At 49.1% G+C, this 12,320-nt stretch carries 16 protein-coding genes; 12 read left to right on the top strand and 4 right to left on the bottom strand.

Annotation, left to right across the window (positions count from 1 at the left end):
* Position 1 precedes the first annotated feature (1 nt).
* Positions 2-325: a PadR family transcriptional regulator gene (locus KNQ15_RS15185; protein WP_029341625.1), complete on the bottom strand. Its 324-nt coding sequence runs from the start codon at positions 323-325 to the stop codon at positions 2-4.
* A 156-nt stretch (positions 326-481) separates the two neighbouring features.
* On the opposite strand from KNQ15_RS15185, the gene KNQ15_RS15180 reads away from it, so the two are divergent.
* The 4 genes from KNQ15_RS15180 (at position 482) to KNQ15_RS15165 (ending at position 3,652) form a co-directional block, all read left to right on the top strand.
* Positions 482-1,087: a CPBP family intramembrane glutamic endopeptidase gene (locus tag KNQ15_RS15180; protein ID WP_214729968.1), complete on the top strand. Its 606-nt coding sequence runs from the start codon at positions 482-484 to the stop codon at positions 1,085-1,087.
* A gap of 249 nt (positions 1,088-1,336) precedes the next feature.
* The gene (locus KNQ15_RS15175; RefSeq protein WP_214729967.1) at positions 1,337-2,002 is read left to right on the top strand and encodes a GntR family transcriptional regulator; all 666 of its coding nucleotides are present in this window, start codon (positions 1,337-1,339) and stop codon (positions 2,000-2,002) included.
* Complete coding sequence (locus KNQ15_RS15170; RefSeq protein WP_214729966.1) at positions 2,002-2,934, top strand: DMT family transporter; 933 nt, start codon at positions 2,002-2,004, stop codon at positions 2,932-2,934. Before KNQ15_RS15175 ends, KNQ15_RS15170 begins: the two co-directional genes overlap by 1 nt.
* Positions 2,935-2,950: 16 nt before the next feature.
* On the top strand, positions 2,951-3,652 hold the full coding sequence (locus KNQ15_RS15165; protein WP_047395308.1) for a DUF554 domain-containing protein: 702 nt from the start codon (positions 2,951-2,953) through the stop codon (positions 3,650-3,652).
* Positions 3,653-3,696: 44 nt separating this feature from the next.
* On the opposite strand, the gene KNQ15_RS15160 is transcribed toward KNQ15_RS15165, so the two are convergent.
* Together KNQ15_RS15160 and KNQ15_RS15155 are read right to left on the bottom strand one after the other, a co-directional pair.
* Positions 3,697-4,167 (bottom strand): NUDIX hydrolase, encoded by a 471-nt coding sequence (locus KNQ15_RS15160; protein ID WP_214729965.1) that lies wholly within the window; start codon positions 4,165-4,167, stop codon positions 3,697-3,699.
* Between the two features lie 3 nt (positions 4,168-4,170).
* Positions 4,171-4,917, bottom strand: a complete 747-nt coding sequence (locus KNQ15_RS15155; protein WP_214729964.1) for an arylamine N-acetyltransferase family protein — start codon at positions 4,915-4,917, stop codon at positions 4,171-4,173.
* Positions 4,918-5,100: 183 nt separating this feature from the next.
* Here KNQ15_RS15155 and KNQ15_RS15150 point away from each other — a divergent pair, with 183 nt between their 5' ends.
* The 3 genes from KNQ15_RS15150 to KNQ15_RS15140 are packed head-to-tail and all read left to right on the top strand — an operon-like array spanning position 5,101 to position 8,027.
* Positions 5,101-6,021, top strand: a complete 921-nt coding sequence (locus tag KNQ15_RS15150; protein ID WP_214729963.1) for an ABC transporter substrate-binding protein — start codon at positions 5,101-5,103, stop codon at positions 6,019-6,021.
* A 57-nt stretch (positions 6,022-6,078) separates the two neighbouring features.
* Positions 6,079-7,062, top strand: a complete 984-nt coding sequence (locus tag KNQ15_RS15145; RefSeq protein WP_353048931.1) for a FecCD family ABC transporter permease — start codon at positions 6,079-6,081, stop codon at positions 7,060-7,062.
* 5 nt (positions 7,063-7,067) lie between these two features.
* On the top strand, positions 7,068-8,027 hold the full coding sequence (locus KNQ15_RS15140; RefSeq protein ID WP_214729986.1) for a FecCD family ABC transporter permease: 960 nt from the start codon (positions 7,068-7,070) through the stop codon (positions 8,025-8,027).
* 106 nt (positions 8,028-8,133) lie between these two features.
* Here KNQ15_RS15140 and KNQ15_RS15135 read toward each other — a convergent pair whose 3' ends face one another.
* Positions 8,134-8,709 (bottom strand): hypothetical protein, encoded by a 576-nt coding sequence (locus KNQ15_RS15135; protein ID WP_214729962.1) that lies wholly within the window; start codon positions 8,707-8,709, stop codon positions 8,134-8,136.
* A 75-nt stretch (positions 8,710-8,784) separates the two neighbouring features.
* Between KNQ15_RS15135 and KNQ15_RS15130 the strand changes: the two genes are divergently transcribed.
* The 5 genes from KNQ15_RS15130 to KNQ15_RS15110 all read left to right on the top strand — a co-directional run bounded on the left by KNQ15_RS15130 (position 8,785) and on the right by KNQ15_RS15110 (position 12,213).
* Positions 8,785-9,117: a hypothetical protein gene (locus KNQ15_RS15130; protein WP_483299358.1), complete on the top strand. Its 333-nt coding sequence runs from the start codon at positions 8,785-8,787 to the stop codon at positions 9,115-9,117.
* A gap of 520 nt (positions 9,118-9,637) precedes the next feature.
* Entirely contained in the window at positions 9,638-10,543 is a 906-nt protein-coding gene (locus KNQ15_RS16980) for a methyl-accepting chemotaxis protein (protein ID WP_214729961.1), read from the top strand.
* A gap of 110 nt (positions 10,544-10,653) precedes the next feature.
* Positions 10,654-11,142 carry a GNAT family N-acetyltransferase gene (locus KNQ15_RS15120; RefSeq protein ID WP_034785996.1) on the top strand — a complete coding sequence of 163 codons (489 nt, stop codon included), beginning with the start codon at positions 10,654-10,656 and terminating at the stop codon, positions 11,140-11,142.
* 34 nt (positions 11,143-11,176) lie between these two features.
* A complete protein-coding gene (locus tag KNQ15_RS15115) occupies positions 11,177-11,755 on the top strand; it encodes a GNAT family N-acetyltransferase (protein WP_214729960.1) in 579 nt (192 codons plus the stop codon).
* Complete coding sequence (locus KNQ15_RS15110; protein WP_214729959.1) at positions 11,737-12,213, top strand: GNAT family N-acetyltransferase; 477 nt, start codon at positions 11,737-11,739, stop codon at positions 12,211-12,213. The genes KNQ15_RS15115 and KNQ15_RS15110 overlap by 19 nt, the downstream gene beginning before the upstream one ends.
* Positions 12,214-12,320: the final 107 nt, after the last annotated feature.

The following is a 12,320-nucleotide window of genomic DNA, read 5'->3' as shown; positions in this document are numbered from 1 at the left end:
CTCAATCATCCTCCTTTAAAATACTTTCGACACTCATCGAAAGGTGATGCCATCGTTTCGTAAAAGCAGCAAGTTCTTCCATACCGCTCGTCGTGATCGAATAATATTTTCGCTTTGGACCAGACGGGGAAACGCGTGAAGTCGCTTCGATCCAGCCCAGTTTTTGCATCCGGATCAATAAGGGATAGATTGTTCCTTCACTGATGTCAGCGAAACCGTATGCTTTGAGTTTCGTCGCCAGTTCATAGCCATAAATCTCTTCCTCCGCGATCAATGCAAGTAAACAGCCATCGAGAATCCCTTTCAACATTTGTGTCGAAGACATCCGCATCTTCCTTTCACTACTTGGTATTACAAGGTAATGATACGATAAGCTATTTTGTATTGCAAGGTAGTGGAGGAAAAAGGTTCATTTCTCTGAAAAAAAGGTAAATCAATGATACAGAAGGAAGGTCGCTCGTTTGAAAAGGAGGTCCTGATCGTGGATAAGCGGAACACCATCGTCTCGGCAACCGTCATCTTCGTCATCATGGGTATCGTCATGGCTGACTCGGCATTTGGCTTCGGCATTCGTTACGGTAATCCGGAGTTGTTACGGATCGCAATTTTTGGTGAAGTAGCGTCAGCCCTCTTTCTCGTCTGGTACATTCGTCGTCATGCCACGTTTGCTGCCGTTGGGTTTTCGAAACTGCAAGCAAGAGGGCTCGTCTGGTACATTCCGTTACTGTTGATCGTTCTCTTTCAAGTCGGACTGATCGTCAACGCCCTGTTCACCACGTCACCTTCGTCGTCGGTGCTTCAACTCGTAGGGATCGTCTTCCTGACAACCTTATTCGTCGGCTTCAACGAAGAAGTTCTGTTTCGAGGCATCATCCTGCGTTACCTTCGACCGAATGAACATCCGTATCGTGCCGTCCTCATCAGTGCGCTCCTGTTCTCATCGTTTCATCTGCTTAATCTGATTGCTTTGATTCCACCTGCAGCGATGCTGTTCCAACTCGCGAACACGTTCGTATTTGGTGTATTCTTTGCGATCATCGCACTGAAGCTGAATAATCTATGGCCGTTGATCATCTTCCATGCTTAATGGGATTTCGCGAGCATCGCTGCGGATGTCGTCAACGTCAATTTAGGGATTACCTCGCTATTAACGCAAGTCTATCTTTTAGTTGCGATCGTCATTCAACTGATCTTGTTAAAACGACATGATCTCAGTCACTTGAATGGACCGATGAATCCGCGAAATGTTTGAATAGCCGACTCTCCGTCATGTGACGGGGAGTTTTAATTTTTAATAAAGGTAGTAACGATGATTAATATGTAATATATTACTTGTATGAAACCTACAGATGATTTAGCGATTGCACGACTTCCTCTCAGTGAGGAAGTGTATCAACGTTTGCAACATCACATTATCACCTTACGCTTTGCCCCAGGTGAGAAGGTGAACGATCAAGCGCTCGCGGAAATGTTCGGTGTCAGTCGGACGCCGGTCCGCGAAGCTTTGAAACGACTCGAAGAGGAGGGATTGATTTTTGCGAAACGGGGTTCGCGGACGATCGTGACGGAGCTCGATGCTGAACAGGCACAGCAAACCTATCCGATCATCGCGACATTGCATGGACTAGCAGCGCGCCTGGCGGGACCAGTGCTGACTAAAGACGACGTGACGGAACTTCAAACGATTCATCAACAGTTCACGACGGCGATTGATCAGCAGGATACGGAGACGGCACTGACGCTTGACGATGCTTTTCACGATGTCTTCGTGAAGCGGAGTCAGAACGCTCAACTAGGAGAAACGATTCGCCGATTGACACCGCTGATCCGCCGGCTCGAATACGCCCAGTTCGATCAACTCGGACGTCAGTCGATTGCCGACCATGCCGCGATTTTAGTTGCGTGTGAACAACGGGATGTCGAACAGCTCGTCCAGGCGACGGAACACAACTGGAACGGGCTCGGTCGTCTACTTGTCTCAACACTAAAGGAGGAGAGCTGATGCGACCGATCGTTTACGGCATCTTAGCGGCGATGTTCTTTGCCGTCACCTTTATCTTGAATCAATCGATGCAAGGAGCAGGGGGGCACTGGATCTACAGTGCGTCGCTCCGCTTTTTCTTGATGTTGCCGTTCTTCATCGTCATCGTTTTGATGCGCCGGGGTATCGGACGTGTCATACAAGCCCTGCGAACAGATATCGGCTTTTGGTTACTGTACGGAACGATTGGTTTTGGGCTGTTTTACGGTAGTATTTGCCTCGCTGCCGATCATGCACCGGGCTGGCTGATTGCCGGAACGTGGCAATTGACGATTTTAGCAGGATCACTGCTTGCGCCCTTGTTCAAACAACGGATTCCATGGTCGGCACTCAAGTATTCCGTCTTGATCGTCCTCGGTGTCGTCGTCATGCAAGTATCCGTCGCAGGAAGTCTGTCGCTGCAGTCGCTTTTGTTCGGTGCCTTGCCGGTGCTCGTCGCTGCGATCGCCTATCCGCTCGGGAATCGAAAGATGATGGAACGGTATGGGGACAAACTTGACGTCTTTGAGCGGATTCTTGGGATGACGATCGCCAGTCTACCGTTTTGGATCGTGCTCTCCGTAATTGCTTACATACAGGTCGGCTTACCGAGTGTCAGCCAAGTGACCCAGTCCGGCTTCGTCGCCTTATTCTCGGGCGTCATCGCGACATCGCTCTTTTTCTACGCGACGTCGCTCGTTCGGACAGAACCAGTTCGGTTAGCCGCGATCGAAGCAACGCAATCGTTTGAGATCGTCTTTACCGTTCTTGGCGAGATGCTGTTTCTCCACGCGGCACTGCCGACGGGACTCGCGACATTCGGGATCATCCTCGTCATGCTCGGGATGACGTTGCATAGCTTGAATCAGGCGGAGCGGACGGTCGTCCGTCCTGCGAAACGAAAAATCAATTGAGAAAGTAGGCTGTCAGATGGTTTTAACAGGTACACTCGTCAATACCGTCCTGATCATCATCGGGACGTTGCTTGGATTGATGTTCCACCGGATTCCGGAACGGATGAAGGAGACGGTCCTGCAAGCGATCGGTCTAGCCGTCGTCGTCCTCGGGATTCAGATGGGGATGAAAAGCACGAACTTTTTGATCGTCATCGGTAGTCTCGTTCTCGGAGGTGCGATCGGAGAATGGTTCCGCCTCGATGAGAAGCTCGACCGGATGGGGGCATGGCTCGAACGTAAGATCAGTCGTGGTCGTCCATCGAATATCGCGGAAGGCTTCGTCACCGCGACGTTGATTTTCGTCATTGGAGCGATGGGTGTCCTCGGTGCGCTCGACGGTGGACTGCGTCAGGATCACGACGTCCTCTATACAAAGGGGTTGATCGACGGCTTCACGGCGCTTGTCCTCAGTTCAACGCTCGGGATCGGTGTCATGTTCTCAGCGATTCCCGTTTTCCTCTATCAAGGGGCGATCGCACTGAGTGCCGTTGCCATCACGAAGTTCATTCCCGACGCCGCGTTGCAAGAATTCATCTTAGAGATGACGGCGACCGGTGGAGTGATGATTGCAGCGATTGGTCTCAATCTCGCCGGCATCACGAAGATCCGCGTCGCGAACTTGCTACCGGGCATCGTCATCGTCGCTGTCATCGTGACGGGTCTACATTTATTCTAATGAGACATCCCCGCCTGTCCGAGAGGACAAGCGGGGATGTTGTGTTATGTCTCAATTAATTCGTGCGTCTCGTAAGCAGTGATCGTATGTCCATCGTAATGGAAATCGTGCAATAGCGGCTGCTCCGTTGTCAAAGCGACCGGTAAGTAATGCCGGAGATTGCTGATGATTCCCATGTTATCGTCGTTTAGAATCCAGTCGAGTGGTTTCCAATCGAGGATTCCTTCGACCGTCATGACCGGTGTCGCAAACGGACGATTTTCTAATTCAGCCAGGTAGAGGTACATGCCAGACGTTTCTTCCCCGTGTAAGCGGACGATCCCTTTTGGCGTCACTTTGTTAAGCGTGATGCCTGTCTCTTCGAACGTCTCGCGGATGACGGCAGCTTCCGGTGTCTCGCCCGGTTCGATTTTGCCACCGACGCCATTCCACATGCCCATCGCTGGACGTTTTTGCCGGTTGACGAGTAGAAAGTGGTCTGCGTGACGGATTAAACACAGCGTATATCGATCCATGGTTTACGACTCCCGTCCTATAAAGTGAGTCTGATACAGCATCTCGAATTGGGTAGGACCTGCGACCGGTAACTCGGTCGTCGTCGCCTCTTCAATCCGTAACGTCCGCTCAGTCAACGTCTTTTGTCCGCGCGGCGTCCGCATCGCGACGAGGCGGCCTTTATTGAACGGGGAAGCATCACTCTGCTGGATGATCTGTTCCATCTTCGATAAGTCGTCCATCGTAATGGCTGTCTCACGGTCGAACCGGTAACCGGTCACGAACTCTGCTTGTCCCGTTCGCTTCATCTCAAGTGTGTCATTATTGATTATCCGGTAACTGCCGCTAGCGGAATCAACGGTTTCCCCACTTAACGGAACCGGAACGAGCGGTAAGTTGACACCGAAGCCGGTATCAAGCAGATGTGTCTCATTCCAAATGATCGCGACATGGGTCGGTCCGGTCGCTGACCAGGCATCTGACTTCGTATCGTAAACCGTCGCTTGAACGAGTCGAACGGGACAATTCAGTTCCTGCAGGACCCGGTGCAACAGTCCGTTTAAGTCATAACAGACACCACCGCGTCGCTCTGTCAGAAACGTCTCGATGAAGCGCTCGTCGCTAAACGGACGGAGTCTTTTCTCAAGCACGGTCGTATTCTCGAACGGTAAATGGTAGGCGAAGGCTTCGAGTAAGCCAGGTAATTGATTAAACGTGATCGAATCGAGCGGAAACTCAATCCGCTGTCCTAAGTCTTTCATCCAATCCATTTCTCATTCCTCCTTTGTTCACTACCTGATTATCCCATATTCCTTCAGAAAATGTGGCTTTCAGTCTATATTATCTGAAAATAAGGATTTCCCTTTTGTTCGATGGAAATCTTTGATATGCTGAGACAGGATTAATTAAGAATGATTCTCAATGTCGAATCACGAAGTAAAGGGGGTCTCACCATGAGACGGAAAACTTGGATGACAGCGTTGACGCTCCTCGTGTTGAGCAGTTTGATGCTTGCAGCTTGTTCAGGTCAAGCAGAGCAATCGAACGAAAAGACGCGGACGATCACGCATGAAGCAGGAAAAACGAAGGTACCGGAAAAGCCGAAGAAGGTCGTCGCGCTCGAATTTTCATTCGTTGATGCCTTAGATGAACTCGGGATCACACCAGTCGGGATCGCACAAGAAAATAAGACGGATGTCTCCGGATTACTCGGAAAAGACATCTCGTTCACGGAAGTCGGTACACGCCAACAACCGAATCTTGAAGTGATCAGTTCCTTGCAACCGGACTTGATCATCGGCGACTTTAATCGTCACAAAGGGATTTACAAGCAATTACAAGAAATCGCACCGACAATCATCTTAAAGAGTCGCAATGCAACGTATGAAGAGAACATCGATTCGTTCAAGACGATTGCGGAAGCGGTCGGTAAAACGAAACAGATGGACGATCGCCTTGCGCTGCATGAGGAGCGTTTAGAGGCAGCGAAAAAGAAGGTTGACCCAAAAGATGATCGGAAAGTCATGGTCGGTGTCTTCCGCGCCGATTCACTGACAGCACACGGTGAGACGTCGTTTGACGGTGAATTGCTCGAGAAGATCGGGATCGAGAATGCTGTCACGAAAACAGCGGAACCGACTGTGACGATTACGTTAGAGCAGATGGTCAAGTGGGATCCAGACGTCATCTTCATGGCGGAAGCCGATCCGAAGCTGCTGAAGGAGTGGAAAAACAATCCGCTCTGGAATCAAATCACGGCGGTCAAAAATGGGGAAGTCTACGAAGTCAATCGTGACCTCTGGACGCGTTATCGTGGTCTTGACGCTGCTGAACAAATCGTCGATGAAGCGATTCAATTACTACAACAGAAATAACGAACGACAAAAAGCCGGAGCAATCTGGCTTTTCGTCTTAGAAAGGGGAAACATCCGGTGCAGCGGAAACGTCTGATCTTCATACTTATCTTACTCAGTGGCTTGGCCGTTTATAGTAGCTTGTTCTTTGGCATCACACAGATGAATCCGGTTCACTTAGTGGAGGAGTGGATCAGTGGTACGACCTCTAAAGCGGGGCTCGTTCTGACGAATCTGCGCTTGCCGCGTCTCTTACTCGGGTTATTGCTCGGAGCGAATCTTGCCGTCGCGGGGGCAATCATGCAAGCCGTGACGCGGAACCCGCTCGCTTCACCGCAAGTCTTTGGGGTCAACGCCGGTGCGTCGTTTCTCGTCGTCTTAAGTCTGCTTGTCTTTCCGTCACTCGGGACGGCGAACCTGCTTTACTTCGCCTTTGCCGGTGCCTTGCTCGGTGGTGTGCTCGTCTTCTCGTTTGCCTCGATTCGCGGAATGACGGCATTAAAACTCGCCCTCGTCGGGATGGCGATCCATCTCTTACTGACGTCACTGACGAAAGGCTTGATCTTGTTCAACGACCGGATCACGAACGTCTTGTACTGGCTGTCCGGTTCGCTCAGTGATGCAAGCTGGCTCGAACTCCGGATCGTCTTACCGTGGTCGCTCGCGGGTTTGCTTCTCGCTGCGAGTCTCGCGAAATCGCTCGCTGTTTTTCAACTCGGGCAAGACGTCGCGGTCGGTCTCGGGCAAAAAGTGACGCGAATCCGTTTGCTTGCCGGCATCAGTGTCGTCTTACTCGCAGGGGTGACGGTTGCTGTCGCTGGAGCAATCGGCTTCATTGGTCTGATGGTGCCGCACATTACGCGCCGACTCGTTGGGGAGGACTACCGAATCGTCTTACCCGTCTCTGCCGTCATCGGTGGTCTGTTGTTGACGTATGCTGATGTCTTAGCGCGCTTCATCGCCTATCCGTATGAATCACCAGTCGGCATCGTGACGTCATTGCTCGGGGCACCCTTCTTTCTTCTGCTGGCACGCCGCCAGATGAAAGGGGGATTACGATGAGAGACATGCGCAGGATTCTACTTGTCGCGTTAGTCGTTTTCGTCACGAGCTTCGCCTTACTGTCGGTCGGTTCGATTCAGTTATCAGTAACGGAATTATGGCAATCGTTCTTTGGTGGAAAGGATGCCTTCATCGTTCAAAATTACCGCTTGCCGCGAACGGTCCTCGCCTTTTTAGCAGGAGCGAGTTTCGCTCTTGCTGGAGTGATTTTACAAAGTGTCATCCGCAATCCATTGATCTCACCGGACGTGATCGGGGTGACGAACGGAGCGTCTCTGTTCGCTGTCTTGACGATTGCCCTCGTGCCGGATGGTCCGCTCTTGTTGACACCGATCGCCGCCTTCATCGGAGCAGCGCTCGTCATGCTGGCGTTGATGATGCTTGAGCGGGGAGGCAACGTCTCCCGCAGTTCGTTTGCGTTACTTGGTATCGCCGTCAGTGCGATTTGTGCCTCGGGAACAGAATATCTGTTGATCAAATTTCCACTTCAGACGAACGATTCACTCGTCTGGCTCGCCGGTAGTCTGTTCGGGAAAGGGTGGCAGGAAGTGATGATCTTAGCGCCTGTGCTCGTCGTGATTGGTGCAATCATCTTCTATCGCCATCGTCAACTCGATGTCTTATCACTAAGTGAAGAAGTCAGTATCGGTCTCGGATTACCAATTCAGCGGACGCGGTACATCTTCTTGGCGCTCGCGGTCATTCTAGCTGGTGTTGCCGTCGCGACGGTCGGTGCGATTGGTTTCATCGGACTGATTGCGCCACATGTGGCACGGCGTCTCGTTGGTCATAAGCATCTTGCTGTGTTGCCGATGGCGCTGTTGCTCGGCGGAGGGTTACTCGTCGTTGCCGATGCGCTCGGTCGCGGGATTCATCCACCGCTTGAAGTACCGGCTGGATTGATCACAGCGATCATCGGAGTGCCGTATTTCCTGTATCTTTTACGGAGAGAGCGGATGGCATGATATTCGATATACTAAAAATGGAGTCCTAGCGATTGCGCGAAGGACTCCATTTTTATGAAAGGAAAGAAGTACGCATTTGACGAATCTTGGCGACATCTTTCTGTATTTATTTGGCTTCAAGTTGGTTTGATTTTTCTACTTCCTCTTTATACTTTTCTAAAAATTCATCAACTGAAACGTTATTAGCGTTTGGATTCGATTTAATTGTTAATTTACTCGAAGAAATCGATGTGCTTTGATCGTCTACATGTGATGGAATTTCAAGTACCAATTGATCACTTAAACCCGTTTCAAGACCACTTTTTCCGAAGTTAAAAGTTCGTGTGACATACGCTTCAGCATAATTTTTTTGATTCTCTGAATAGACTTTGACATCAGAAATGTTGTATTTGAATGAATTCAGCTGAATTTTATCGACTTCCGTAGTGGATAGAAAAATCAATACAGCCTCGTCCCCTTCAGATAACTTTGAAAGGTTAGTATGTGCTAACGGAGTATTGTTTAAAAAATCTGCTTTTTGTTGCTCAAGCACTGTAGTGAAAAAATTGAAGGCTTGTTCCTCTGTGATGCTACTCTTAGAGTTTTCTTGTGCAACATTAGAATCGGCAATCGCATTACTCCATAAGAAACCAGCATATAGGATGACACCTAAAGTGAGAGATGAAAAAATAGTTTTTTTCACGATCGCGACCTCTTTCTATTGTTTGATTCATGTTATTATATAACAAAAAAAACCAAAAAAGGAAAGGGTATAAAAATGAGTAAATCAAATTCTAAGGAAAAAAGGAAAAAGAAAGTATTGGCACTATTTTTAGGAGTTATAGCCCTCATTGTATTACTCATGCCGGTACTATCACCTATTCTGTTTACGGATGCTACGCCTAAAGGTGCTCTTAGACACGAACTATACAAACAAGGCTATTACTATCAAAATTACTTTGCGATCATTACGGAACAAGATCCTGTTGCAGAACGGTACCATATGTTTTGGTATGATTGGAAAAGTGAAACGGGAGGAACACCTTTTATCTGTTATTCAAAGAAGGTAAACGCGGAAAAGTATGCTGTTTCCTGCGGTACGGGTCCATAAGCAATATTTTAAACATCTTGATCATGCTACCAGTACATCGTATTTCATCGGTGTCAGGTAGCCTGACTTTTTCTTTATTTCATTGGGACCGTCATTGAGAAATCTTTATACAGATCAAATTTCTGTACCTAGATTCAAGAAGATTTTTTCTAAGGACGCTTTTTCTACTTCAAGTCGATAAACATGGATGTGTTTGGAGACCAAGCCCAATAAGTACGAAACCAAGCGGCATCCAGGCAGCGGGTGCGAGGATGAAACAGCCAGCCCTGACAAATGCCGTCCATTGACCGACATGAATCAAACGACTGAGTCACTACTGATGTCTGGGAACAAACGACAAGTTGAAAAAGAGGTGTAGGATAAAAATATTTAAAGAGATAACGTTTCATTCCGTCGTAGTCTGGATATATTAAAAGAAGAGAAAAAATTTTAGTCATATATCTTTAATTCATACTATTCCGATTTGTAATATCTTGGATAGCCTGTAACGGGAGGTAGATGGCGAGAGGAGATTGTAATCATGACCACCCAACTATCAACCGAACTAGGATCCCAAGATATTTTAGCCTCCTTACGAGATAATGTCGCGATGATTCGATTCGATCGGCAACGTCGTGTCGTTGACGTTAATGGGTTATTCGCAAAGACGATGAAATATAAACGAGAAGAGATGATCGGGATGCAACATCATCTCTTCTGCACGACAGAGTTCGCAATGAGTGACAGTTATCAAGCATTTTGGCAGAAGCTGTTCAGTGGCTTCAGTACGGCAGATAAAATTGAACGCATCGATGCGCATGGTCAATCGATTTGGCTAGAAGCAACCTATATGCCGATTTACGATGGAACGGAAGTGACAGGTGTCTTGAAGATCGCCTCCGATATCACCGATCGTCAGCAGACAATTCAAAAGTTCGCGACTTCGTTTGATGCGATCGCTAGTGATTTGAACACGCGGTCGACGCATGGCGAGCGGGAAAGCATAGCGTTACGGCAAACAATCGAGCAGATGGCTGAGACGACCCGTGATAACCATCAGACGATTGAACGCCTTCAGCGCCAAGCGCAGGACATCACTCAAGTAACTGAGACGATCAAAACCATTGCCTCACAGACGAATCTCCTATCACTTAATGCCTCGATCGAGGCAGCTCGAGCGGGTGAACACGGGAAAGGGTTCAATGTCGTCGCGACGGAAGTCCGGAATCTCTCGAAGCTCGTTGAACAAGCTGTCGTCGATGTCCGACAGACGACGCAGCGAATGAATGATGAACTGCAGCGGATTGCTCGTGCAATGACGCAAGCAACGACTGATGCACAAGCAAGCGTCACGGTCGTCGCGGAAACGGTCGATCGCTTCCATGACGTTCAGAGTGCCGCATCGACGTTAACGGAGACAGCGCGAGACTTTACAAAAGCAATTTAAGTGAGAGACGGCATTCCGATAATCGGAGTGCCGTTTTGTATAAAAAAATACCCCTACACTTTGGAATAATATGTTAATATACTACAAAACGAAAAAGGAGCGAACATCTAATGAATATCCGCACTGCCCGTCCTGACGATTTTCAGGCATTGATTCCATTGTTTCAACAAATCCACGATCAACACGTTGCCTTACGACCCGACCATTACCGTCCGCACGAGATGCCGGTTCCGGAAGACTTATTTCTGACGCAACTCGAGAATCCGGATTATGCATTACTCGTTGCGGAACAAGACGGGCTTGCCGGTGTGATCGTCCTCAAGGAAGATATCGTCGAAGGAAGTGGGTTCGTCTTCGATAAGCATTACTTACGCGTCATCAGTCTCGTTGTTGCGGATACACATCAAAAACAAGGCGTCGGCAAACGGTTGATGCAAGCCGCTTACGCGCACGCGGAAACGATTGGCTGTGACAAAATCGAACTCGGCGTCGATGACGCCAATCAGGAAGCGATTGCCTTTTACGAGGCACTCGGAATGGCTGTCCGCTCGAGACGAATGGAATGGAACGTAACACCAAGCAGGGAAACGACGACGTGACGTCAAACAACAGATATTAGAAAGGGGAGAGGTCATGTTCAGGTTACAAGTATCCGATCACGTAGCGCTTCAATTGATCGAACGGCACCATGCGGAAGGATTATTCGCACTCGTCGATGCCAATCGCGCACATCTCCGCGAATGGCTCGGTTGGGTCGATGGTGCAACAGAGGCAAGTACATATCAGGAGATCGTCATTCCAGCATGGCTGCAACAGTTCGCCGATGGCAACGGCTTTACGTGTGGCATCTATCTTCAGGACGAGCTCGTCGGCACGATCAGTTTACATGAAATTAATCGGCATCTCGGGCAAACGTCGATCGGCTATTATCTAGGAGAAAGGGGACTTCGAAAAGGCGTCATGACAGATGTCGTCCGGTTCGTCACGAACTATTGTTTCGAAACGCTCGGTTTAAACCGTGTCGTCATCGAGTGTGCGACCGGAAACGTCCGGAGTAGACGAATCCCAGAACGACTCGGCTTCACGGAAGAAGGCGTCTTACGGGACGCTGAGAAATTGTACGGGACTTATCATGACCTCCAGGTCTATGCGATGTTACGACGGGACTGGACGAAAACGCAGGAGGTGGCAGCATGCGCATCGAGCAAATGAGTCAAGCGACGTATGACGCTTACTTACCGGTCGCAATCGAAGAGTACGCGACGGATAAGTGTCGCGCCGGTACGTGGTCAGAGAACGAGTCGCTGGAGAAGGCGACAGGAGAGTTCGCTTCGCTGTTGCCAGAAGGTCTGAAGACGAAGGATCACTATTTATTTACGTTTCGTGACGAGACAGGTAGTGATGTCGGAATGGTCTGGGTTCATGTGACAAAGGGACCGCTTGGACGTGAGGCGTTCATTTTCGATGTTAAGATTACGTCTGATAAGCAAAACCAGGGCTACGGCAAGGAAGCGCTCCGCTTGCTCGAAGTGATGTTAAAACGGATGAACGTCAAGAAGATTTCTTTACACGTCTTTGCCCATAACGAACGGGCGATTCATGTGTATCACTCGCTTGGCTACGAGACGACGGATTATCATATGTCGAAACGTCTCGATGACAGCCATTAAAAAGCTTCCTCTTGCGCGATGAACTGAACCAAAAAAGTTAGACAATAAATAATTTGTCAGGCGACCTTGAGGACCTGAGTCCGGTATTCCACCGGGCTCAGGTTTTT

The organism is Exiguobacterium sp. s168 (assembly GCF_018619035.1).
GTDB classification, from domain to species: Bacteria; Bacillota; Bacilli; order Exiguobacteriales; family Exiguobacteriaceae; genus Exiguobacterium_A; species Exiguobacterium_A acetylicum.
The sequence above is the reverse complement of the archived record's forward strand: the minus strand, read 5'-3'. Positions and strand labels throughout refer to the sequence as shown.